Origin of the sequence: Amycolatopsis acididurans, assembly GCF_012328925.1 — a bacterium.
GTDB classification, from domain to species: Bacteria; Actinomycetota; Actinomycetes; order Mycobacteriales; family Pseudonocardiaceae; genus Amycolatopsis_E; species Amycolatopsis_E acididurans.
In genome coordinates, this window is record NZ_JAAXLS010000007.1 from 83109 (window position 1) to 104481 (window position 21373).

Consider the following 21373-nt stretch of genomic DNA (forward strand, 5'->3'; position numbering starts at 1 on the left):
TCGTGCGAGGATGGGCCGCGATGGGGAAACGCAACCACAGCTGGCTTCGCCGCTTCGTGTTCGGCGGGGTGCTGATCATCGCGCTCGTGCTGGGCGGCACCGCGTTCCGCGTGTGGCAGGTGGCCAGGACCGACGACCGCTCGCACGCCGACGTGATCGTCGTGCTCGGCGCCGCGCAGTACAACGGCAAGCCGTCGCCGATCTTCCAGGCCCGGCTGCGCCACGCCAAGCAGCTCTACGACGCCGGCGTCGCGAAGGTGATCGTCACGGCGGGCGGCAACAAGGCGGGCGACACCTACACCGAGGCCTCGGCCGGTGCGAAGTGGCTCAACGAGGAAGGCGTGCCCACGTCGGCGACCGTGCCCGTGGGGGAGGGCCGGGACACGCTCGGCAGCCTGCGGGCGGTCGCGACGGAAGCCTCGGCCCGCGGCTGGCACACCGCCGTCGTGGTCAGCGACCCCTGGCATTCGCTGCGCGCCCGCACGATGGCCGATGACGTCGGCCTCGACGCCTGGTCCTCGCCGACGCACAGCGGCCCGATCGTGCAGACCCGCGAGACGCAGGCGATGTACATCTACCGCGAGACCGGCGCCCTGCTGTTCTACCGCCTGACCAACACCCCGGCCGACGACATCGGCGGCACCGGCGTCGGCTGAGCAGGCGGAAATGTCGGCCGCCCCGGTTAGGGTGGCGGGGTGTACGGCGAGAAGGACCGCGAGCGCCGGATCGCGGAGCAGCCCAAGGGGGCCGCGCTGCCGGGCGCGCGCGGCGACGGGCGCAGCGAGTTCGCGCGCGACCGGGCGCGCGTGCTGCATTCGGCGGCCCTGCGGCGTCTCGCCGGCAAGACGCAGGTCGTCGGACCTGGCGAGGGCACCGAGGTCACCGGCGTGCCCAGGACCCGGCTCACCCACTCGCTGGAGGTCGCGCAGATCGGCCGCGGCATCGCCGAGGAGCTGGGCGCCGATCCCGATCTCGCCGACACCGCGGGCCTCGCGCACGACATCGGCCACCCCCCGTTCGGCCACAACGGCGAGCAGGCGCTCGACGGCGTCGCCCAGCCCTGCGGCGGCTTCGAGGGCAACGCGCAGACCCTGCGCATCCTCACCCGCCTCGAACCCAAGCTCGAACCCGCCGGCCTGAACCTCACCAGGGCCTGCCTGGACGCGGCCACCAAGTACCCGTGGCGCCGCGAGCCGGGGCAAGCCAAGTTCGGCGTCTACGACGACGACCTGGAGATCTTCACCTGGATGCGCGAAGGCGCGCCCGATCGCCGAAGATGCCTCGAAGCGCAGATCATGGACTGGTCCGACGACGTCGCCTACTCCGTGCACGACGTCGAGGACGGCGTGCTGGCCGGCCGGATCACCCTGGCGGTGCTGGCCGACGCGGGGGAGCGCGCCGCGGTCGCCGAGCTGGCGGCCAAGCACTTCTCGCACCAGTCGGTGTCCGCGCTGGAAAGCGCCGCGCGCGAACTGCTCACCCTGCCCGCGGTCGCCGATGCCGCCTCCTACGACGGCTCACTGCGCGGCCACGTCGCCCTCAAACGCATGACGAGCGAACTCGTCGGCCGCTTCGCCACCGCGGCGGTCACCAGCACCCGCGCCGCGCACGGCGAGGGGCCGCTGGTCCGCTACGACGCCGACCTCGAAGTGCCCGAACAGGTGGCCGCCGAGGTCGCCCTGCTGAAGGCACTCGCGTTGCGCTACGTGATGAGCGATCCCCGCCGGCTGGCGATGCAGGAGGGCCAGCGGCAGGTACTGACCGAACTGGTCGAAGCGCTGGCCAAACGCGGTCCCGAGGCGCTGGACACGGTGTTCCACCCGGCGTGGGAAGCCGCTTCCGGGGACGCCGGCCGGTTACGCGTGGTGATCGACCAGGTGGCCTCGCTGACCGACGCGCAGGCCCACGCGTGGCACGCCTGGCACACCGGGCGGCACTGAAGTTGCGGTAGCGTCGGAGCGGTGGGCAATCCCGAACGAGACCACCTCCGGTTCTGCCTCGCAGCGCACCGGGCCGTCGCGGGCACCGGCGCCGACTCGTGCTTCTCGCCCTACTCGGTCGCCAGCGCCCTCGGATTGACCAGCCAGGCCACCCGCGGTGCCGCCTCGGCCGAGCTGGTCCGGCTGCTCGCGGGTGACGACGCCGACGTCGCCAAACAGGCCGGACTGCTGCGCGCGGCCGCCACGCTCACCGAGAAGGGGCGCCACGAACAGCCCGTGCTCGAGGTGTCGAACACCCTGTGGGCCTGGCAGGAGCTGCCGCTGAACGAGGACTTCCTCGGCGAGCTGGCCGCGTGGCCCGACGGCGGCGTGAAGACGGCACCGTTCGTCACCGACCCCGCCGAGGCCCGCCGGCTGATCAACGCCGACGTCGCCGAGACCACGCACGAGCTCATCCCCGAGCTGCTCCCGCCCGGTTCGATCAAGGTGGACACCGTGGCGAGCCTGGTCAACGCGCTGTATCTGAAGGTCGCCTGGATCCACAAGTTCGACGAGCACCGCACCGAGGACGCGGACTTCTTCGCGCCGCGCGAGACCCGCCGCGTGCCGATGATGCATGTCTCCGAGCAGCTGGGCTACGCGGAGCGGGACGGCTGGCAGCTGGTGGAGCTCCCCGGCGCGGGCGGGGTCGGCGCCACGATCCTTCTGCCCGACGGCGACCTCGCCGAGCAAGAGTCCACTATGGACGCCGACCGACTGCTGGATCTGCTGTCCGCGAAGAAGAACCGGCAGGTCCGGTTGTCCATGCCGAAGGTGAAGCTGGACTCGCGCGCCATGCTGAAGCCGGCCTTGCAGAGCCTGGGCGTGCGCACGATGTTCAGCGCCGACGCCGACTTCACCCCGCTGAGCCCGGACCCCCGGCTGGTCGTCGACGACGTCGTCCACCAGTCGGTGCTGCGGCTGGACGAGCAGGGCCTGGAGGGTGCGGCGGCGACCGCGGTGACGATCCGGGCGCTGGCCATGATCACCCCGATAGATCCGGTCGAGGTGGTCGTGAACAGGCCTTTCCTGCTCCTCGTGCGGCACGCCGCGACGGGTGTGGTCTACTTTTTCGCCCGCGTTGTCCAACCGTGAGGGTAGGAAGTTGACCGCGTTGCTGGACGCTCCGGAGACGGTGCACGTGGCCGAGCGGAAGCGGCCGAGGTGGAACCGCATCGACACGCTCGTCGTGCTCTGTTACGTGCTGGCCGCTTTCGTCATCTACGCCGGGTTGTGGACCAACCTGAGCAGCGGCTACCTGTACAACAGCGCGCAGGACCAGAACATGTGGGAGTGGTTCTTCGCCGTCACCGCGCGCTCGGTGTGGCATCTGCAGAACCCGCTGGAATCCGCGCTGCAGAACCATCCCGACGGCGTCAACCTGATGGCCAACACGGCGATGTTCGGGCTCGGCATCCCGCTCTCACCGATCACGCTGCTGTTCGGCCCGACCGTGACGTGGGCGATCGCGCTCACCGGTGGCCTCGCGGGCACCGCGACCGGCTGGTACTGGGTGTTCTCGCGGCACCTGGTCGGGTCCCGCCTCGCCGCCGCCATCGGTGGCGCGTTCTGCGGATTCGCGCCGGCGATGATCTCGCACGGCAACGCGCATCCGAACTTCGTCGGGCTGTTCCTGCTGCCGTTCATCGTGCTGTGGCTGGTCAAGCTCGCGCGGGGCGAGCGGCCCGTGCGCAACGGGTTGCTGCTCGGGCTGATGCTGGCCTACCAGGTGTTCCTCGGCGAGGAACCGCTGCTGATCACGATGCTCGGCTTCGTGGTGTTCGCGCTCGCCTACGTGGTGTCCCGGCCGCGTGAGGCCGGGAAGATGGTGCGCCCGATGGCCATCGGCCTGGTCATCGGCGGCGCGCTCGCGCTGGTGCTGGTGATCTACCCGTTGTGGTGGCAGTTCTTCGGGCCGCAGAGTTACCGGACGCTCGAGCACGGCCCGGTCGGCAACGACACCGCCGCGTTCACCCGGTTCGCCACCGAATCCATCGCCGGTGACCCGTCGGCGGCCGCGGACGTGTCGATGAACCGCACCGAGGAGAACGCGTTCTTCGGCTGGCCGCTGATCGTGTTCATGGTCGTGCTGACGATCTGGTTGTGGCGCAACGTCATGGCCCGTTCGATCGCGATCGCGATGTTCGTGATGGCGTGGCTCTCGCTCGGTGTCGAGATCACCGTCGCGCACACCGCGACCGGGATTCCCGGGCCGTGGCGGCTGCTGGCGAATCTGCCGCTGTTCGACTCGCTGCTGGAGTCGCGGCTGGCGATGGCGTGTATCCCGGCGGTCGGCGCGCTGCTCGCGATCGCGACCGACCGGGTGTTCCGCGCGGCACCGTCCTATCGGGACCGGGAGCTGCCGGTGCGCTGGCTGTGGCTCGGCACGCTGGTCGCGGTGCTGCTGCCGGTCGCGCCGACGCCGCTGGAGACGATCACCAGGCCCGCGGTCCCGGCGTTCTTCACCACCGGCGCGTGGCGCGACTACGTCGGCTCGGGTTCGGTGGTCACCGTGCCGCTGACCGGCCCGGGCGATGCCAAGGCGCTGAACTGGCAGGTGCACGCCGATCTCGGCTTCCCGCTCGCCGGCGGGTACTTCGTCGGCCCGAACGGCCCGAACGACAAGCGCGGCCGGTACGGCGCGCCGAACCGGCCGACGGCGACGCTGCTCGACGACGTGCGGGACAACGGCACCGTGCCCGAGGTGTCCGACAAGGACCGGGCCAACGCCGTCGCCGACCTGCGGTACTGGGACGCCGACGTGGTCGTGCTGCCGCCGGGGCAGAACCAGCGGGCCCTGCAGTCCACTGTGGAGCTGCTGCTGAACGAGCCCGCGCGGTTCGTCGACGGCGTGTGGGTCTGGGACGTCCGCACGCTGACGCTGTCACGTTCCTGATCGCTGTCTCGTCCCCTTCTCGACGTCGAGTCGAGGAGGACGACATGCCCCGTATTCCCGCCGTGCCCGCCGGTGAAGCCGGTTTCCTGACGAAGCTGCTCTACCGCTTCACCCGCCGCCGGTACGGTGCCGTGCCCGAGCCGTTCGCGGTCATGGCGCACCATCCTGCGCTGATGCGGTCGGCGGGGGTGCACGAGATGCTGGCCGAGCGGGCGTCGAAGGTGCTGCCGGCGAACGTGCGGGAGATCGCGGTGTACCGGACCGCGGTGCGCATCGGCTGCTCGTGGTGCGTCGACTTCGGGACGATGCTGCAGAAACACGGCGGGCTGGACATCGAGCGGTTGAAGCACGTCGACGCGTACGCGACGTCCGAGCTGTTCAGCAGGCAGGAACGGCTGGCGCTGGCCTACGCCGACGCGATGACCTCGACGCCCTTGCAGGTCACGACGGAGCAGGTGGCCGAGCTGGAGCGCGAGTTCGGCCGCAAGGGCGTGATCGAGCTGACGTATCAGATCGCGCTGGAGAACATGCGGGCACGCACGTACAACGCGCTGGAGATCACCGACCAGGGGTTCACGTCGGGGGATGCGTGCAAGGTGCCGCTGCCCTGAGCGGTGTCACTTGGCGGCTTCGTCGCCGTGCCGCTGGGGTGCGGTGTACTGCACACCGGTCCAGGCGGCACGCGCGCCGGAGTCGCCGATGCGCACCACCTGGACGGCCGAGACCACGGCGAGTGCGACGACGAGCACGCTGAGGATCGGGGCGAGGGCCTTGATGCGGACCGGACGGCGGTCGAACCAGACGAGCGCGAAGGCGACGACCAGCAGGCCGGCCACGAAGACCAGGAGCTGGTCGCCGAGGTGGGCGTGCTGGCGGATGAGGTCGGTCGACGCCAGGCGGTCGCGGAGGTCCTCGCCGCTGCTGGTCGCGAGGGGGATGCAGATGGTGGCGACGGCGGTCAGCCCCACGACGATCCAGCCGAAGCGCCTGCGGGCCGCAGGCCACACGGCGATGGTCACGGTCGCCAGTACGGAAAGAGGCACCAGGACGACCACGGCGTGCACGATGAGGACGTGCAGCGGCAGACCGGCGATGAAGGCAGGCAATGGAAGCTCCCCGTTCGGTGGATCATGCGCCGCAAAGGCTGCCCGCCGATTCTGGGAACTTTCTTGGAGACGCTGGTACGACAGCGAGGCGGGCCTCGCATGTCACCGATCCGTGTGGTCGCGGGGTGAGAGCCAGGTCACCCCCGCGTTGACGTTCAGCCCCGGGTGACCCTGGACTCGGAACGATGCCCGTCACTACCCGAGCCCCGGAGCAGCGGCACCTTGTCGCCGACCTTCTCGCCCACCTTGGCCCGCACGACTCCCGCCGCGCCTTGCACCATGGGGTGGTCCGCGACCTTACGGTACGTGCGCACGATCTGGTCGTACCGCGCACGACCGGCCTTCGCCCCGAAGACGTAGCCCACTGCCGCCCCTAGCAGGAAAATCCTCATGCCCGCGCCCTCCTACACCGGTATCCAGCCCGTTCACCCATTGTCCACGAGTGCGCCACCGCGTGCCGGGGGTGCTCGCAGAGTGCTACCGGCCATGCGCTAGAGTTCCTTCTCGTTGGCCGGGAGCGATCCGGGCCAACGGATGAGCATTCCCCTGTAGCTCAATTGGCAGAGCATTCGGCTGTTAACCGAAGGGTTGCTGGTTCGAGTCCAGCCGGGGGAGCAGGAAAAACGAGGTCCCCAAGATCATTGGGGGCCTTCGTTACATCCACTGATTACATCAGTGGATGTCGGTCAGTTAGGCTCCCCCGCCCGCGTCGCCCGCGACCAACGCCCAGTCTGTGGGGTCAGCGCTTTGCTGACTATTTACATGCGGGCGTTTGGTGTGCGCCATATGTAGCCTGCGCCTGGGTGAATCCTTCCCCCGCACTGCTCGACAGCTGCTGGATCAAGCCCGAGCAGGAGAACGACGTCATATCAAGGTACTGCTGCGCACTCTTGACCGCCTGCTGATTCCAGTCGACGTTCAGCCGGTCGACGGCATCGGTGGCGACGTCCTTCGGGTACCCCTCGCCTGCCTGGCTCGAGAGCTGCCGGATCAGCCCGTTCCGGGAGAACGCGGAAAGGCTCAAGTAGCTCTGCGCTGAATTCATCGCCAACTGGACCTGGTAGGGGATCTGCGGCGCGGCAGGTGCCGGCGCAGATGTCTCCGTTGTCACGGGCGGTGTCGCGGGTGCGGTTGTCCAGGTGGGTTGGTAGCCATCGTTCGCGGCGCGCGGAACCGTGGTGCCGACGATGGACGGAACCGCGGTGGCGGCGGCGGTCGGCTCGGGGGTCTTGTTGCCGCCGCTGGCGACCGAGACGATCACGATGATCAGCACAACGAGCCCGCTGACGATCCATGGCCACTTGCGGCGCTTCTTCGGTGCCGGGGCGGGCGGCTGGTAGGGCTGCTGGGACTGCGGCGGGTAGGGGGTGGGCTGGGACATTCGGTCTCCTTCGTTGAACATCGAACTAGTCGCGCCGAGTAGGACGGGCGTTACCGGTCGTTGCGATATCGAGTCCCAGAGGGTCGGGATAGCCGCGCCGCGCGGGAAGTGCCATTCCCGGTAGTCACTCGGCGAACAGCACCCACTTCGCCCGCCCGTACCGGGCTTCCAACACGTGGACGCGTCCGATCCACAGCAGCCGGGATGCCGCGAATGCCCGAACGGTTGCTGGTTCGAGTCCAGCCGGGGAGCACGAACCCCAGGTCAGCCTTGAGGGCGCTTCCCTTCTGTCGGAGGATGGCTTCCAGAGCGCCGGCGTTGGCTTGGGTTCGCCATCTGCGCTTACGGTAGTAACGCTCGGCAAGCGCTTAGTATCGGTGAGTAGTCCGTGTCGCGACAGCGTGCCGGCTGCAGCCCGCCGAAACGTGCTCGTGTCGCGGCTTGCTGATCGAGAACGGCGGCCCACTGTCGGTGTGGATACGCGTGGTGACGGGCCACCCCTCCACGGACCAACAGCTATTCCTCGTCGGCAGACTCGCGCAGCCGTAAGGCGGGCGAGTTCTCCATGCGCAGCATTTGGACGGCAAGGCTGTTGATCTCGCACCCGTTGGCGATGGAATGCTGGATTCCGTTGTACATCAGATCCCAGATTCGCCGGTCGGGGTGGAGTTCCGTACGGGTGCGGTCGATACCCCGGCCATCCTCGTCCACGATCTGCAGATAAAGGACCGCGCCCGCACCATAGCCTTCGATCTTGGTCAGCCGATAGATCTTCAGAAACGTGCCACGGTCGCGGCGTCGTTCATACCACTTTGGCCGGCGTTTCCACTGCACCCAATCGGCGCCGGCGGAAAGCGTCTGCCGAGCCAGTGGGTCTGCCATCAGGTAGGCGCCGACAACGACTATCAGCCACATCTGCCAAGACAGAACCCAATCGAAGGCATGGTATTGCAGGAATACGATGAGGGTGATGCCCAGAATGAGAATTGCGAGCGACCACAGGTAGCGTCGAATGCCTTCCTTCCCGCCATACTGAAGCCAAATAAGCGCTGGGCCCATGCCTTCTGGTGGCTGCGCCTGTCGTGGTGGGGTACCCCGCATCGGTTCTCGGGCGTGGTCTTTCGGTAGGTCGGGCCCAATGAAATCGGGTGCTTCCGGGGGAAAGGGTTGGCCCGTTTCGCGGTCGGGTCTTGGCGGAAGCTCCGGGAGCAATTTGTCGGACAGACGGTCACTCTCGCGCCTGTGCCTGCCTCCGTTGCCGGTCATCGTGCACTCACCGCGTTGGAAAACCCCTGGACAATGTCCGTCGCGAACTTTGCGCCACCGAACCCACCCATGACGCCAAGGACCAGGGTGCCCACTGGCCCGAATGCCGAGCCCGCAACCGCTCCAACCAGAGCTCCACCGAGCGCGCCACCCCCGATCGCGGCACCGGTGTCCGCCGCGGCCCGCGCCCAGCTCTGTTCGCCCTTCCAAGCTCCGTACGCTTCGCTGCCCGCAGTCAGGATTGAACCGACGTACGGCAGAGAACGTGCGATTCGAGCCGCCCCGGCGGGCAATGTGAGATCCGTCGAGTGCTCGCCGAGATTCTCGGCCACGCTCCGGCCCGGATATGCCGTCAGTGCCTTCCGGGCATCCTCGGGAACCGTCTGAACCCACTGCTCGAATTGCTGTGCACGTGTCTGGAGTTTGCCACCGTCGTCGGCCATCTTGGCAGAGCGTTCCAGCAGCACCTTCGCCCAGTCGGGGTCCTCGACCTGCTTGCCGAGGGCGAAGTTCTTGTAGAACTCAGACTGGGTCTTGAGCCGGTCGGCTTGAGCCAGCGTGAGGCGGCGGGTGTTTTCCATGGTGCCCACGAATCCCCGCGCTTGCGAGGCCGTGGTGAACCCGATCTTCGTCATGTCCTTCTGCACGGCTTGGCTGGCTGCGCCGACGACCTGTTGCAGGGCGTGGTGGGCGTTGGCTTCCATGGTGCGGGCGGTCGTGACGATGGCCTTGGCCTCGTTGTATACGGCGACTTTGGCGTTGTAGTCGGCGATGACCTGGTTGTGTGCGGCAATGGCCCGCTGGTTTTGTTCCATGATCCGCGTCGCCTGCTCGGTGCCGCACGGCCCGGTCGGCAGGAGCGGCGCCGGTGCGGGCGGGGTGGGGGAGACGATGAACGGTCCGTCCACTTCCAACCCGCCCGCGGTCGCCTTGGCGAGGGCGTCGTCCATGCGGGCCAGGATGGCGTCGAGGGAATCGGCGAAGTCGTTGAGCGCCCACTGCACCTTGAACGCCTGATCCGACAGGGCGTCGATCTCCGGACGTGTGCCGTTGATCCAGTCAGCGAATGCATCGTGCGCGGGTCCGTGCCAGGTCGCGTCCGCTGTGGTCAGCGCGCCGCTGAACTTGCTGCCCGCCTGGTAGGCCCCGTCGTAGAGCCGCCCCAGATAGGCTGCGACTTCTCGGCAGGTGCCTGCCGAGCCGTTCACCGTCGTGTTCAACGCCTGACCCGCCATCGTGTCCCCCATGTCCTACATCGGGCCGGTTGCGATTGGGGCGTTGTCGCCCTGCACTTCCTCCTGCTCCCGCAGGGTCGCCCCGGCCTGGTTGTTCTCATAGGCCCCGTACGCGCCGTTGGCGATGTTGACGTTGCCACCGATCTCCTCCGCCAGCGACGCCGCGCCCACAGCCGCACCGATCAAGCCCGCGATCGCGTTCGCCACCACATCCGAGGACGCCCCTGCGTCCGGCGCGGTGATCTGCTGGTTGCCCACTGCTGCGAGCTCATCGCGTGCGGCGCCCAGGTCCGCGTTCACCTGGGTGAGCCCGTTCGGGTCGTAGCTGTAACCAGCGTCCGGCATTTCCCGTCCCCTCAGTCGCACTTCTCGCCCATCACGTCGTCCCGCCAGCTCCGCACCGAAGAAGTGTGCCGCGACTGCTCGGCCAGCACCGGGTTGAACAGCACCCCGTCCGCCTCCGAGCGCTGGGCGGCCTCGCCGATGAGATTCGCTGGGATCGCGACCCACGGCTGATAGGGGCCGCACCCGGCCACCAACGCTTCCTCGGAGGTGTAGGCCAGCACCATCAGCCGGCCCCGCTTGTCCGGTTGAAGTTCCAGCTGCACGAGGTCGGTCCGGGACCGCATCGGCCGGGAGGCGACATACAGCAACTGACGCTCCGCCGGTTCCCGCGGTTCCAGATCCGGCAACTCGGACACCTCCGGCTCCGGATACCGATGCCCCTCCGGTGGCGCCACGTCCAGGCCCACCACGCTCACCCGCAGCTCATCGCACAATCGGGTGAGTTCGTCGCGCGAGACCGGAACCCACGGCTGGCCAGCGCCGCACGCTCCCACGAGGGCTTGAATCGTCGAGAAGGTCAAGACCGCGCGTTCACCGCGGGCCGTCGTCCAGACGTCAACCCCGCCACCGTGGCCGTTCTCTTCGGCACTTACCAGCAGGAAGATCGCGTCCGGGACTCGCTCCGGGAGGTCATCGACCAGGACTATTCCCGGCGTTGACGTACCCGCCGGTCGCTGGCTCATTCGGTCCCACCCGGCTACTCGACACACTCTCCCAAATGCTCACTGTAGTCGGTTCCGTGAAGCAGGCGCACCGCATCAGGGAAGATCGAGAATCAGGCTCGCGCATCACCCGGCGTCGTCGGTGGCCTTCGGGCTACCGGCGGGCTTCGGGGTTTCTATCTCCGCCTTCACTGCCGGTAGGTACCTTCCGGCGGTCATGCCCTTGACGAAGTCCGCCAGTTGCCGGAGCGGCGGGAACCGCCACAAAGAGCGGGAATTGGACTCCATCGTCACCTTCGTGCCGGAACCTTCGGGCTCGAACGAGATCGTGATGTCGCCGGCCATGGACGACGACGACCTGTCCGTGATGCGCTGGTTGGGCACGAACTCCGTGTACACGTCGAAGCCCTCCATGCGGAGGACCGGTGTCTTCGAAACCCAGCTGTAGGAAGTGCCGACACCTTCGTCGGTCTTTTTGACATCCGTGACCTCGAAGTGCATCGTCACGCCTTCCGGCATATAGCTGGGGTTCTTGACGAGGTCGAACACCTTCTCGACGGGGGCCTCGATGTGGATGCTGCGCTTCATGCCGCTCACCCCTCCTCAATGGTTGGTCAGCAAGCCTCACCGTCTCCTCGCCTCCAGCGGCCGGCTAGAGGCGAAGGACCCGGCGGGACGGCTTTCTAGCCGGCAGTGCGCTGAACCGGCATCCGCGGCGTCAGGCGGATGACCGGGAGTTCCCGGTCGGTGTGCTGCTGGAAGCGGGCGAACCGGCGGGCGGCTCTGATGATCTGCTGCCAGGCTTGCGCGCGCTCGTCTCCGTGAAGCTGTTCGGCGGTCACCGGGATCGTGCGGCCGTCGATCTCGATCTCGACCTGGTCCGGGTGCGCGGCCATGTTGTAGTACCACGCCGGATTGCCCGCCGTACCTCCCGCGGCCGCGACGATCAGGTAGCTGCCCTGCCCGCCGGGGAACCAGCAGACCACGGTCTTGCGTTCGATCCCGCTCTTGCGCCCGGTGGTGGTCAGCACCAGGGCGTCGAAGTTGAAGAACGTGCTGAAGATCTTGCGGACCGGCCGCGTGCTCATCTGCCTGTCCAGCCACCGCGTGACCGGTCCGGTAGCCAGACGGCTTCCTTGAGTGCCGGCGAGGGTATCGAAGCTCATGTGGTGTCCCATCCGTATCGAGGGCGGCGGCCTGCTGGGTGGTGCGTCGTCGGCCGGCGCCGGGGTGTTCTCCCCGGCAGCACATCGTGGAACCCCTTGCCCGGGCCAGTGCGGAACGTCCACACCAGCCGGGACGTTCGTCCAGTGATTCACTCGTGAGGGCGCCGCGGGCGTCGGACCTCAGATCACCCGTGCCACAGCGAAAATCCGGCGGAACCGGAACCACGTCGTCCCGTCCGGACGCGTCGGGTATGCCTCGGCCAGCCGCGGCGCCAGTTCCGCGCGGAACTGCGTCCACGCGGCGTCGTCGAGGGCGGCGCGGATCGGGCGCAGGGCCGTGCCGGTGATCCACTCCAGCACCGCGTCCTTCCCGGTCAGCGGCTGGACGTACGTGGTCTCCCAGACATCCGCGGCACAGCCCGCATCGGTCAGGAGGTTCGCGTAATCCGTCGGCGAGGCGACCGAGTCCGCCCCGCGCACCGGGCCTATTCGCGAAGCCCACCGCGGGCTTGCCGCCAGCGAACGCGTCAGCACGTGCGACGGCGCGTCGAAATTGCCCGGCACCTGCATCGCCAGCCACGCGCCCGGCGGCAGCAGACCGGCCCACCGGCGCAGCAGCTCCTCATGCCCTGGCACCCACTGCAGAACAGCATTGGTCACCACGACATCGGTGTCCACGGCCGGGGACCAGTCGCGGACATCCACCAACTCGGCCTCGACCCCGGCGGCACGGGCCGCCGCGACCATCTCGGGTGAGCTGTCGCAGGCCTCGATCACCGCGTTCGGCCAGCGTTTGGCCAGGTCGGCCGTCAGATTGCCGGGACCGCACCCCAGATCGACGACACGCCGGGGCGCCTCCGCGCCGATCCGGCCGAGCAGGTCATGGAACGGGCGCCCGCGAAGATCGGCATACCCCAGATACGCAACCGGATCCCACACAGTACGAGCGTACTGCTATGCCTCGGGGCGCGCCAGCTTCTCCGCCGCCTCCCGTGCGATGGCCGAGACCGTCTCGACCGAAACCCCACGGTCGGGCCTCGCCTGCAGCACGCTGCCGTCCCGGCCGGGAATCTTGCGCTGCACGAACCACACCCCGCCGCCGGTCAGCTCGTGCCGGTGCCGCCCGCGGATCGAACCGTCCACCCGCTGCCGCACCATCACCGGCAGCTTTCCCGGACGGGGCAAGGCGAAACGCGCCGGTTCGCGATCGGCCAGCAACACCGCCGCGCCCGCGGCGCCGATCTCCTCGGCCTCCACCACGGTCAGAATTCCCTCGCGCCACACGGCTTTGCTCACCAGATGCCAGCCGACCCGCCGTCCCTCGGGCAGCCACAGCCCGAGTTCGGTCACCACGAGATGCCCGCCGTAGGCCACTTCGGCCGCGGCCAGCGCGTTCTCTCCCGACGCCAGCGATCCGGGGAAATCGTCCGGCAGGGGATCGCCGAGCAGCCGTCGCACCCAGCCCATCGCGTCAGTCCATCCCGCCGATCGCCTGCTCCTTGAGCGCCTTGCGGTACTCCTCGAGCGCCACCAGATCGCCGAACAACGCCCGGTACTCCTCCTCGGCCTCGATCGGCGACAGCCGTTGCAGCCGGGACTTGATCTCCGCGACCTGCCGTCCGACGAGGTTCTCCTGCACCGCGGCGATCATGCTCCCGATGTAGCGCACATCGGCTTCTCCCTTGGCGCGCAAGGGTTCCACGGCCAGCTCGGACAGCAGCTGCCGTACCGTCTCTTGTGGAACATACGTACCCGCGGCGTCGATGAGCGCCGGGCCGGCGAGACCGCTGCTCGCACCGCCCGCCTTGAGCACCGCCCGGTGCACGGCCTCGTAGGCCGGATGCGTGAACGCCTCCTCGGGCAGCGCGTCGTACTCCGGGCCCGCCATCGCCGGTTCCTGCAACGCCGCCTTGAGCACCTCGCGCTGCGCCAGGTACCGGGGGTCCTTCGCCGGTGGGCGCGTGATCTCGGCATCGCCGCCGCCGTTCTGCTGCGGCGCCCGCCGCCCCGCCTTGACCGGCTCGCCCTTCCCCGAGGCCGCGCGCACACGCCGGACCACCATGTCGGCGTCCTGCCAGCCTGCCCACCACGCGAGTTTCGTCGCGTAGCCGTCCCGTTTCGCCCGGTCCTTGATCTGCCCGACGAGCGGCACGGTGCGCTGCAGTGCGGCGACCTGCCCGTCGACCGAGTCCAGGTCGTAGTCGGCGAGGATGCTCTTGATCGCGAACTCGAACAGCGGGATCCGGCGGGCGACCAGATCGCGCACCGCGGCGTCGCCCTTGGCCAGCCGCAGCTCGCACGGGTCCATCCCGTCCGGCGCGACCGCGATGTAGGTCTGGCCGGCGAAGGTCTGCTCGCCCTCGAACGCCTTGAGCGCCGCCTTCTGGCCCGCCTCGTCGCCGTCGAAGGTGAAGATCACCTCACCGCGGAACGCGTCGTCGTCCATCATCAGGCGCCGCAGCACCTTCATGTGGTCCTCGCCGAACGCGGTGCCCGAGGACGCGACCGCCGTCGGCACCCCGGCCGCGTGCATGGCCATCACGTCGGTGTAGCCCTCCACGACGACCACCTGGTGCCGCTTGGCGATCTCGCGTTTGGCCAGGTCCAGCCCGAACAGCACCTGCGACTTCTTGTAGATCGGGCTCTCGCTGGTGTTGAGGTACTTGGCCTGGATCGGGTCGTCGTCGAACAGCCGCCGCGCGCCGAACCCGACGACGTCGCCGCTGAGGTCCCTGATCGGCCACACCAGCCTGCGGTGGAACCGGTCGATCGGGCCCTGCCGCCCCTCCTTGATCAGCTGCGCCTTGAGCAGTTCGGCCATCTCGAAACCACGGTTGAGCAGGAACTTCGTCAGCTTGTCCCAGCCGCTGGGCGCGAACCCGCAGCCGAAGCGCTGCGCGGCGGCCTCGTCGAACCCGCGCTCCTTGAGATAGCTGCGCGCCAGCTCGGCCTCCGGCGTGCGCAGCTGCTCGGCGTAGAACTCCGCCGCCGCCTTGTGCGCCTCGACCATGCGGGTGCGGGTGCCGCGGTCGCGCTGGATGGTGGCGCCGCCGCCCTCGTAGGTGAGGCGGAACCCGACGCGGTCGGCCAGCCGCTCGACGGCCTCGACGAACGGGAGGTGGTCGATCTTCATCAGGAACTTGATGACGTCGCCGCCCTCGCCGCAGCCGAAGCAGTGGAAGGTGCCGTGCGTGGGCCGGACGTTGAACGACGGGGTCTTCTCGTCGTGGAACGGGCACAGCCCCTTCAGCGCCCCGCCCCCGGCGTTGCGCAGTGCCACGTAGTCACCCACGACCTCGTCGATCCGGTTGCGCTGGCGTACCTCCGCGATGTCACTTTCCCGGATACGACCTGCCACGCCCTCGATACTAGTGTCTGGGGGCATGGCCCTCGTTGACGAGTTCACCGGCCACCGGGCGCACCTGATCGCGGTGGCCTACCGGCTCACCGGATCGGTGTCCGACGCCGAGGACGCGGTGCAGGAGTCCTGGCTGCGGCTGGCCGGTCTCGCCGAGGACAAGCTCGCCCGGATCAAGGACCTCAAGGCGTGGCTGACCACGGTCGTCGGCCGGATCTGCCTCGACCGGCTGCGCTCGGCGGCCGTGCAGCGGGAACGCTACGTGGGCGAGTGGCTGCCCGAGCCGGTGGTCACCCCGCTGACCGGGGCGCAGGGCGAGGACCCGCTGGAGGTGACCGTGCGCGACGAGGGCGTACGGATGGCCGCGATGGTGGTGCTGGACAAGCTCACCCCCGAGCAGCGCGTCGCGTTCGTGCTGCACGACGCCTTCTCGGTGCCGTTCGACGAGATCGCCGGTGCGCTGGGGGTCTCGGTGGACACGGCACGGCAGCACGCCTCGCGCGGGCGCAAGGCGCTCAAGGACGCCGAGCCGCCACCGCGCGCGAGCATGGTCGAGCAGCAGGAGCTGCTCGACCGTTTCATGCGGGCGCTGTTCGCCGGGGACGTGCGGGCCGTCACCGAGCTGCTGCATCCGGACGCGGTGCTGATCGGCGATTCGAACGGCAAGGCCCGCACCACGCGCCGGGTCATGGTCGGCGCCGACAAGATCCTCCGCTTCTTCCAGGGGCTGCTCGGCAAGTACGAGCCGGGCTCGCTGGCGAGCGGGCGCCCGGTCCTGGTCAACGGCGATATCGGCTACTACATCCCGCCGCGGCCCAGCAGTGACGGCACGTATCTCGATCTCGACGCGCACGTGCAGACAATGGCGATTCGCGACGGGCGGGTCGTGGCCATTTACGACATCGCCAACCCGGACAAGCTCACGCGGGTTCCCGCCGACGGATAACCGTCCACACGCGACAGTTCTGGAACGGCGATACGCCTCGACTGTGATCGGCATCTCACCTGCGGTACGTTTTCAGTAACCGGGATTCCTCTCCGAGGGGGTCGAGTGGGTGATGGGCGAGAGAACAGTCGTGCAGCGGACCTTCTTCGCGCCACCGCGCGAACTGGAGCCCGCCGAACTGTATTTCCAGGCCGAACGCGGCATCGCGGTCGCGGAACGGGCCCGGCTCGTTCTCGATCCGCACGCGACGGCCACCACCGACACCTATTTCGGCCGTTTCCCCGCGAGCTACTGGCAATCCTGGACCAGAATCGACGAGGTTTCCGTTCGCGTCGCTGTCGAAGGCGCCGGACGCGTCCGGCTGCTGGCCTCCGACAGCGCGGGAAGATCACGCGCGGTCGACAGCGTCCGCTTCTCCTCCGGCGGGGACGTGGAACTGCGCGCGAAGCTGGACCGCTTCGCCGACGGCGGTGCGCTGTGGCTGGAGTTCACCACGGGTGCCGCGCCGCTGGTGGCCGGGGAGGTGCGCTGGCACGTCCAGGGGCCGGTGCGGGAACGGGACGCGGTCGTGGTGATGTGCACCCACAACCGGGCCGACGACGCCATGGTCACCCTGACCACACTGGCCGGGGACGCGGAATGCCTGGCGAGGCTGGCGACCGTGTACGTCGTGGACCAGGGCAACGATCCGGTCGCCTCGCGGGACGGGTTCGCCGCGCTGCGGCAGTCGCTCGGCGGCAAGCTGAACTACCTGCGCCAGCCCAATCTCGGCGGCGCCGGCGGGTTCACCCGCGGCATGTACGAGGCCACGGCGGGGCAGCAGTGGCCCTACGTCGTGCTGATGGACGACGACATCATGCTCGAACCGGAGACGGTGCTGCGCATGATCGCGTTCGCGAGCCGCACGGACGAACCGGCGATCGTGGGCGGGCAGATGCTGCAGTTGCTGCATCCGGACCGGCTGCACGTCGACGCCGAGCACGTCGACCTGCCGAACCTGCGCGCGGGGCGTCCGGTGGCCGACGCCGTGCACGACGCCGACCTCACCGAGAAAAGCCAGCACACCAGGCTCGACGCCGGGTACAACGCCTGGTGGTGCTGCCTCATCCCGCCGGAGGTCATCACCGATGTCGGCTATCCGCTGCCGATCTTCTTCCAGTGGGACGACATCGAGTACGGGCTGCGGGCCCGCGCGGCGGGACACCGGACCGTCACGCTGCCGGGCGCAGGTGTGTGGCACGCGGATTTCGCCTGGAAGGACTGGGACGACTGGGCGCGCTACTTCAGCCTGCGCAACGCGCTGATCGTGTCGGCGCTGCACGGCGAGTTCGACGTCCGTGACACCGCGCGGTTCCTGTTCGCCGAGCTGTGGCGGTACCTGGTCTCGATGCGCTACGGGCTCGCGGTCACCCTCATCACCGCGGTCGAGGACTTCCTGCGCGGGCCCTCGGTGCTCCAGGACGGCGGCGCGCAGGCCCTCGGCGCCATCCGCAAGCTGCGCGCCGAGCACCTGGAGACCGTCACGCATCCCATCTCCGGTGCGCCCGACCTGCCCGTCGCGCCCGCCGGGCCGACCCCGTCCCGGCCGGGACTGGTGCTGGTCAAACGTGCCGCGTGGCATGTGCTCGGACGGTCTCGTGGTGGTGCGACGATCGCCGACCGGTACAGCGAGTGGTGGCACGTCTCGCTGTTCGACACGGCGGTGGTGACCGATCCGTCGCAGAGTGGAGTGCGGATGCGCCGCCGCGATCCGGCGTTGATGCGGGCGCTGGCGCTGCGGGGTGCCCGCGTGCTCTACCGTTTCCTCCGGCGCGCGCCGCGGGCGAGGGAGCGCTATCGTGCCTCTTTCCCCGAGCTGACCGGCCGCGCCAACTGGAAGCGGCTGTTCGGAACCGACTGAGGAGTGTCCCCTTGTTCAACCGGATCCGCCACCGCCTGCGGTGTTCGCTGTTGCGCGTCGCCGAAGAGGTCGCCGACCGAAACCTCGCGCGCACCGAGGAGCTGATCGACAAGGCGCGCGCGGACCTCGAGCACACCGTCCGGCACGAGGCCGACCGGGTGATCCGCGCCGTGCAGGACGTCGAGTTCCGCTCCCGCCGCGACCTGTTCGCCGCCGGTGAACGAGCCGCGGGCAAGGCCAGCGAGCAGTTCGTGCGCGAGAACATGCCCACCGCACCGCTGTTCACCACGCCGCTGGAAACGCTGGAGCACGCCCTGTCGCTGGTGTCGGCCGAGGGGATGGCCCTGGAGTTCGGCGTGTTCAGCGGAAGCACGCTCAAGGTCATCGCCACGACGCTGACGGGGCGGGAGATCTACGGTTTCGACTCCTTCGAGGGCCTGCCCGAGGACTGGCGCAACACGATGCCGGCCGGGACGTTCGCGGTGGACCGGGTGCCCGACGTCGACGGTGCCGAGATCGTCGTCGGCTGGTTCGACGAGACGCTGCCGGGCTTCCTGGCCGAACATCCCGGCCCGGTCGCGTTCCTGCACCTGGACGCGGACCTGTACTCCTCGACCAAGACCGTGCTCGACCTGGCGGGAGATCGGCTGCGCCCCGGCAGCATCGTGCTGTTCGACGAGTACTTCAACTATCCGGGCTGGGAGATGCACGAGCACAAGGCGTGGACCGAGTTCGTGGAGCACACCGGGATCCGGTTCGAGTACGCGGGATACACGGTCAACAACGAACAGCTCATCGTGCGCATCACCGGCTGAGCCTCAGTTCACGCAGCGTACGGGCCCGTCCTGCGGCGCGCCGCTCGAGGTGACCGGCGGCGCGCCGGCCTTCGTGGTGGTGATGCGGTTCGGCCGGCTCGTCACGGCGGCCGTCGCGGGATCGAGCATGCCGCGGACGTAGGCCTGGACCTCGGCCGGCGCGGCCAGCAGCACGCCCGGCGTGCTGCCGTGCGCGTCGACCAGCGGGATCGTGCCGGTCCGCAGGTCCGCCACGTGCAGGCCCCGCAGCAGCGCGGCGACGTCGAGCAGGTTCCAGCCCGGGTCGGTCCGGACGTTGTCACGCACCGTGGTCAGCAGGTGCTGGTCGGCGATCTTCCCCTGCGCGGCGAGCCGGCCGGCGAGCGAGCGCAGGAAGGTCTGCAGCCGGGCGATCCGGTCGAGGTCCCCTTTGGGCAGGCCGAGCCGCTGCCGCAGGTAGTCGAGGGTCCGTGGCCCGCTCAGCACCTGTATCCCGGACGCGAACGGCGGCGACGCCTCGACCAGGCACACTGGAACCCCGCCGACCTCGGTACTGATCCGCTCGAACGCCGCCATGCCGACCAGCACGTAGTGGTCGATGTGGACGCCGGTGAGGCTCTGCACGGCGGAGACCAGCCGTTCCGGCCCTTCCGGCAGCGTGGTGCCCAGCGTCCGCGGGCCCAGGCCGGGCACGTCGGTGAGCGTGTCGCGCGGCACCGAGATCACCGCGGCCGATCCGTCCGCGCCGAGGTGGGTGAGCGCGATCGAGTCCGCGTGGTTCGCATCGTCCACGCCGACCAGCAGGATGTTCTGGTCGGTGACCGCCGTGGCGCCGGCCGGCGGCTGGTCGTCGCGCAGCAGGCGCGGCACGACCAGCGTGGCCACGAGCACCGCGACGGCGACCGCGGCCGCCGAGAGCACCAGCGGGGTGCGCCGCCGCGGCGGGCGGGCGCGTCGTCGTTCGAGTTCGGCCAGGACGACGCGCGGGTCGACGGCCCGGTCGGCCTCGGCGGCGAGCGCCTGGCGGATGAGGCGTTCGGTCTGCTCCTGGGTCATGACAACGCCTCCTTGAAAATCGGCCGGGGCTCGGCGGCGCGCAGCGAACCGAGTGCGCGTGAGATGTGGCTGCGGACGGTGCCCGGGGAACAGCCGAGCGCCTCGGCGATCTCGGCGTCGGTGCAGTCCTCGTAGTAGCGCAGCAGGATCGCGGCTCGTTGCTTGCGCGGCAGCGCGGCGATCCTGCTGCGCATGGCGTCGCGTTCGGCGTAGCCGTCGGCGTGATCAGCGGCCGGGGCGGCGAGCGCGTCGAGTGTGCTGTGCGTGGAGGCGATGGTGCGGGCCGCCCGCCGCCGGCGCCACGACAGGTACTCGTTGGTGACCATGCGCCGCACGTAGGAGTCGGGGGCCTGCAGGGCCGAGATCCGTGCCCAGCGGCTCTGCGCGCGCAGCAGAACCTCCTGCACGATGTCCTGCGCGAGGTGCGGATCGCAGGTCAGCGCGGTTGCGTACCGCAGCAGCCGGTCGAGTCGGTCGGCCACGAACTGGTCGAAGCGGTCCGGCACGCTCCGCCCCCTTCTGCTGTTGTGCTCGTTGCTGCCCCTTCAACGCGCCGGAAGCCGCCGGATGTTGAGTCGTCGCGGAGATTTTTTCACCGGGCCGGGTGAGGTGGCTAACGCTCCCGCAGTGCCGCGACCGCGCAGCCCAGGCCGATGAGCACGAAGAAGGCCGCCGCCGTCCACGCCCACCAGGCGGCCATGCTCACCGCCAGGTAGGTCTGCAGCCCGCCCGCGACCAGGAACAGCAGCGCGCAGGCGAACCACCACAATCTGCGGAACCACGGTTTCGTGCTGGGGGAGCGGACGGACATGGGGGGGCACCACCTCGGCCTCGTTATGCCGAATATCGGCGGCGAGTGCCCCTCGTTACCTACACGTCGGAAAGCGCCGCGTCGCGGGTCGGGTACACGGCCAGCAGGCCGTCCAGCCCGGTGAGCCGGAACATCCGGTCCGTCTCCTCGGTGGCCGCGACGATGCGCAGTGCCTTCGGGCTGCTGGTGCGCTGCCGCACCGCGATCAGCGCCGCGAGACCTGCCGAGCCGAGGAACCCGACGGCGGTCAGATCGACCACGACGGTGCGCGGATCCTCGGCGCACAGCTTCGACAGGGCGGCCTCGAGCTGAGGCGCCGTGCGGATGTCCAGGTCCCCGGTCACCTCCAGGATCGCCACGTCCGGCTTGGGCCACCGTGCGCCCAAGACGAACGAATCCGGCTCCGCAACCATGGCGTCATGAACCTCCCTGGTCGGGCCTGCCAGCCTCGTGAGCAGCCTAGTCGCGCCGT

24 protein-coding genes and 1 tRNA gene are annotated in these 21373 nt (G+C 69.2%); 9 read left to right on the forward strand and 16 right to left on the reverse strand.

Annotation, left to right across the window (positions count from 1 at the left end; translation table 11 throughout):
* Positions 1 to 20 precede the first annotated feature (20 nt).
* The 5 genes from HFP15_RS13480 to HFP15_RS13500 are packed head-to-tail and all read left to right on the forward strand — an operon-like array spanning position 21 to position 5486.
* The gene (locus HFP15_RS13480) at positions 21 to 656 is read left to right on the forward strand and encodes a YdcF family protein (protein ID WP_168515269.1); all 636 of its coding nucleotides are present in this window, start codon (positions 21 to 23) and stop codon (positions 654 to 656) included.
* 39 nt (positions 657 to 695) lie between these two features.
* Positions 696 to 1940, forward strand: a complete 1245-nt coding sequence (locus HFP15_RS13485) for a deoxyguanosinetriphosphate triphosphohydrolase (protein WP_168515271.1) — start codon at positions 696 to 698, stop codon at positions 1938 to 1940.
* 21 nt (positions 1941 to 1961) lie between these two features.
* Positions 1962 to 3074, forward strand: a complete 1113-nt coding sequence (locus tag HFP15_RS13490; protein WP_168515273.1) for a serpin family protein — start codon at positions 1962 to 1964, stop codon at positions 3072 to 3074.
* A 10-nt stretch (positions 3075 to 3084) separates the two neighbouring features.
* Complete coding sequence (locus HFP15_RS13495) at positions 3085 to 4875, forward strand: DUF6541 family protein (protein WP_168515275.1); 1791 nt, start codon at positions 3085 to 3087, stop codon at positions 4873 to 4875.
* 44 nt (positions 4876 to 4919) lie between these two features.
* Positions 4920 to 5486 carry a carboxymuconolactone decarboxylase family protein gene (locus HFP15_RS13500; protein WP_168515277.1) on the forward strand — a complete coding sequence of 189 codons (567 nt, stop codon included), beginning with the start codon at positions 4920 to 4922 and terminating at the stop codon, positions 5484 to 5486.
* A gap of 6 nt (positions 5487 to 5492) precedes the next feature.
* Here HFP15_RS13500 and HFP15_RS13505 read toward each other — a convergent pair whose 3' ends face one another.
* Together HFP15_RS13505 and HFP15_RS13510 are read right to left on the reverse strand one after the other, a co-directional pair.
* Positions 5493 to 5981 (reverse strand): DUF2231 domain-containing protein, encoded by a 489-nt coding sequence (locus tag HFP15_RS13505; protein ID WP_168515279.1) that lies wholly within the window; start codon positions 5979 to 5981, stop codon positions 5493 to 5495.
* Positions 5982 to 6136: 155 nt separating this feature from the next.
* Positions 6137 to 6373 (reverse strand): hypothetical protein, encoded by a 237-nt coding sequence (locus HFP15_RS13510; protein WP_168515281.1) that lies wholly within the window; start codon positions 6371 to 6373, stop codon positions 6137 to 6139.
* A gap of 150 nt (positions 6374 to 6523) precedes the next feature.
* On the opposite strand from HFP15_RS13510, the gene HFP15_RS13515 reads away from it, so the two are divergent.
* A tRNA-Asn gene (locus HFP15_RS13515) sits at positions 6524 to 6596 on the forward strand.
* Between the two features lie 139 nt (positions 6597 to 6735).
* Here the strand turns inward: HFP15_RS13515 and HFP15_RS13520 are convergent.
* The 10 genes from HFP15_RS13520 to dnaG all read right to left on the reverse strand — a co-directional run bounded on the left by HFP15_RS13520 (position 6736) and on the right by dnaG (position 15394).
* Positions 6736 to 7362 (reverse strand): Ltp family lipoprotein, encoded by a 627-nt coding sequence (locus tag HFP15_RS13520; RefSeq protein ID WP_168515283.1) that lies wholly within the window; start codon positions 7360 to 7362, stop codon positions 6736 to 6738.
* 516 nt (positions 7363 to 7878) lie between these two features.
* Positions 7879 to 8421 (reverse strand): hypothetical protein, encoded by a 543-nt coding sequence (locus HFP15_RS13525; protein WP_168515285.1) that lies wholly within the window; start codon positions 8419 to 8421, stop codon positions 7879 to 7881.
* A gap of 203 nt (positions 8422 to 8624) precedes the next feature.
* Positions 8625 to 9875, reverse strand: a complete 1251-nt coding sequence (locus tag HFP15_RS13530) for a hypothetical protein (protein WP_168515287.1) — start codon at positions 9873 to 9875, stop codon at positions 8625 to 8627.
* 3 nt (positions 9876 to 9878) lie between these two features.
* Positions 9879 to 10208: a hypothetical protein gene (locus HFP15_RS13535; RefSeq protein ID WP_168515289.1), complete on the reverse strand. Its 330-nt coding sequence runs from the start codon at positions 10206 to 10208 to the stop codon at positions 9879 to 9881.
* An 11-nt stretch (positions 10209 to 10219) separates the two neighbouring features.
* Complete coding sequence (locus tag HFP15_RS13540) at positions 10220 to 10891, reverse strand: SAV_915 family protein (RefSeq protein WP_168515291.1); 672 nt, start codon at positions 10889 to 10891, stop codon at positions 10220 to 10222.
* A 105-nt stretch (positions 10892 to 10996) separates the two neighbouring features.
* Positions 10997 to 11458 (reverse strand): SRPBCC family protein, encoded by a 462-nt coding sequence (locus HFP15_RS13545; RefSeq protein WP_168515292.1) that lies wholly within the window; start codon positions 11456 to 11458, stop codon positions 10997 to 10999.
* Between the two features lie 95 nt (positions 11459 to 11553).
* A complete protein-coding gene (locus HFP15_RS13550; RefSeq protein ID WP_168515294.1) occupies positions 11554 to 12036 on the reverse strand; it encodes a nitroreductase/quinone reductase family protein in 483 nt (160 codons plus the stop codon).
* Between the two features lie 180 nt (positions 12037 to 12216).
* The gene (locus tag HFP15_RS13555) at positions 12217 to 12975 is read right to left on the reverse strand and encodes a trans-aconitate 2-methyltransferase (protein WP_168515296.1); all 759 of its coding nucleotides are present in this window, start codon (positions 12973 to 12975) and stop codon (positions 12217 to 12219) included.
* A gap of 15 nt (positions 12976 to 12990) precedes the next feature.
* Positions 12991 to 13503 carry a hypothetical protein gene (locus HFP15_RS13560; RefSeq protein WP_168515298.1) on the reverse strand — a complete coding sequence of 171 codons (513 nt, stop codon included), beginning with the start codon at positions 13501 to 13503 and terminating at the stop codon, positions 12991 to 12993.
* Between the two features lie 4 nt (positions 13504 to 13507).
* The gene (gene dnaG / locus HFP15_RS13565; RefSeq protein ID WP_512699082.1) at positions 13508 to 15394 is read right to left on the reverse strand and encodes a DNA primase; all 1887 of its coding nucleotides are present in this window, start codon (positions 15392 to 15394) and stop codon (positions 13508 to 13510) included.
* Between the two features lie 25 nt (positions 15395 to 15419).
* Between dnaG and HFP15_RS13570 the strand changes: the two genes are divergently transcribed.
* The 3 genes from HFP15_RS13570 (at position 15420) to HFP15_RS13580 (ending at position 19055) form a co-directional block, all read left to right on the forward strand.
* A complete protein-coding gene (locus HFP15_RS13570) occupies positions 15420 to 16340 on the forward strand; it encodes a sigma-70 family RNA polymerase sigma factor (protein WP_168515302.1) in 921 nt (306 codons plus the stop codon).
* Between the two features lie 112 nt (positions 16341 to 16452).
* Positions 16453 to 18240, forward strand: a complete 1788-nt coding sequence (locus HFP15_RS13575; protein ID WP_210717203.1) for a glycosyltransferase — start codon at positions 16453 to 16455, stop codon at positions 18238 to 18240.
* An 11-nt stretch (positions 18241 to 18251) separates the two neighbouring features.
* Positions 18252 to 19055 (forward strand): class I SAM-dependent methyltransferase, encoded by an 804-nt coding sequence (locus tag HFP15_RS13580; protein WP_168515306.1) that lies wholly within the window; start codon positions 18252 to 18254, stop codon positions 19053 to 19055.
* 3 nt (positions 19056 to 19058) lie between these two features.
* On the opposite strand, the gene HFP15_RS13585 is transcribed toward HFP15_RS13580, so the two are convergent.
* The 4 genes from HFP15_RS13585 to HFP15_RS13600 form a co-directional block, all read right to left on the reverse strand.
* Positions 19059 to 20090: an LCP family protein gene (locus HFP15_RS13585; RefSeq protein WP_168515308.1), complete on the reverse strand. Its 1032-nt coding sequence runs from the start codon at positions 20088 to 20090 to the stop codon at positions 19059 to 19061.
* Complete coding sequence (locus HFP15_RS13590) at positions 20087 to 20596, reverse strand: SigE family RNA polymerase sigma factor (RefSeq protein WP_168515310.1); 510 nt, start codon at positions 20594 to 20596, stop codon at positions 20087 to 20089. The genes HFP15_RS13585 and HFP15_RS13590 overlap by 4 nt, the downstream gene beginning before the upstream one ends.
* A gap of 107 nt (positions 20597 to 20703) precedes the next feature.
* A complete protein-coding gene (locus tag HFP15_RS13595; protein ID WP_168515312.1) occupies positions 20704 to 20901 on the reverse strand; it encodes a hypothetical protein in 198 nt (65 codons plus the stop codon).
* Positions 20902 to 20960: 59 nt separating this feature from the next.
* Positions 20961 to 21314 (reverse strand): STAS domain-containing protein, encoded by a 354-nt coding sequence (locus HFP15_RS13600; protein ID WP_168515314.1) that lies wholly within the window; start codon positions 21312 to 21314, stop codon positions 20961 to 20963.
* Positions 21315 to 21373 lie beyond the last annotated feature (59 nt).

What these genes read in the sequence shown, in the direction of transcription:
- HFP15_RS13575 (WP_210717203.1), top strand. Translation starts at nt 16,453, where the DNA reads ATGGGCGAGAGAACAGTCGTGCAGCGGACCTTCTTCGCGCCACCGCGC.
- HFP15_RS13600 (WP_168515314.1), bottom strand. Translation starts at nt 21,314, where the DNA reads ATGGTTGCGGAGCCGGATTCGTTCGTCTTGGGCGCACGGTGGCCCAAG.
- HFP15_RS13595 (WP_168515312.1), bottom strand. Translation starts at nt 20,901, where the DNA reads ATGTCCGTCCGCTCCCCCAGCACGAAACCGTGGTTCCGCAGATTGTGG.
- HFP15_RS13570 (WP_168515302.1), top strand. Translation starts at nt 15,420, where the DNA reads ATGGCCCTCGTTGACGAGTTCACCGGCCACCGGGCGCACCTGATCGCG.
- HFP15_RS13520 (WP_168515283.1), bottom strand. Translation starts at nt 7,362, where the DNA reads ATGTCCCAGCCCACCCCCTACCCGCCGCAGTCCCAGCAGCCCTACCAG.
- HFP15_RS13585 (WP_168515308.1), bottom strand. Translation starts at nt 20,090, where the DNA reads ATGACCCAGGAGCAGACCGAACGCCTCATCCGCCAGGCGCTCGCCGCC.
- HFP15_RS13510 (WP_168515281.1), bottom strand. Translation starts at nt 6,373, where the DNA reads ATGAGGATTTTCCTGCTAGGGGCGGCAGTGGGCTACGTCTTCGGGGCG.
- HFP15_RS13500 (WP_168515277.1), top strand. Translation starts at nt 4,920, where the DNA reads ATGCCCCGTATTCCCGCCGTGCCCGCCGGTGAAGCCGGTTTCCTGACG.
- HFP15_RS13540 (WP_168515291.1), bottom strand. Translation starts at nt 10,891, where the DNA reads ATGAGCCAGCGACCGGCGGGTACGTCAACGCCGGGAATAGTCCTGGTC.
- HFP15_RS13535 (WP_168515289.1), bottom strand. Translation starts at nt 10,208, where the DNA reads ATGCCGGACGCTGGTTACAGCTACGACCCGAACGGGCTCACCCAGGTG.
- HFP15_RS13560 (WP_168515298.1), bottom strand. Translation starts at nt 13,503, where the DNA reads ATGGGCTGGGTGCGACGGCTGCTCGGCGATCCCCTGCCGGACGATTTC.
- HFP15_RS13550 (WP_168515294.1), bottom strand. Translation starts at nt 12,036, where the DNA reads ATGAGCTTCGATACCCTCGCCGGCACTCAAGGAAGCCGTCTGGCTACC.
- HFP15_RS13525 (WP_168515285.1), bottom strand. Translation starts at nt 8,421, where the DNA reads ATGGGCCCAGCGCTTATTTGGCTTCAGTATGGCGGGAAGGAAGGCATT.
- HFP15_RS13545 (WP_168515292.1), bottom strand. Translation starts at nt 11,458, where the DNA reads ATGAAGCGCAGCATCCACATCGAGGCCCCCGTCGAGAAGGTGTTCGAC.
- HFP15_RS13480 (WP_168515269.1), top strand. Translation starts at nt 21, where the DNA reads ATGGGGAAACGCAACCACAGCTGGCTTCGCCGCTTCGTGTTCGGCGGG.
- HFP15_RS13530 (WP_168515287.1), bottom strand. Translation starts at nt 9,875, where the DNA reads ATGGGGGACACGATGGCGGGTCAGGCGTTGAACACGACGGTGAACGGC.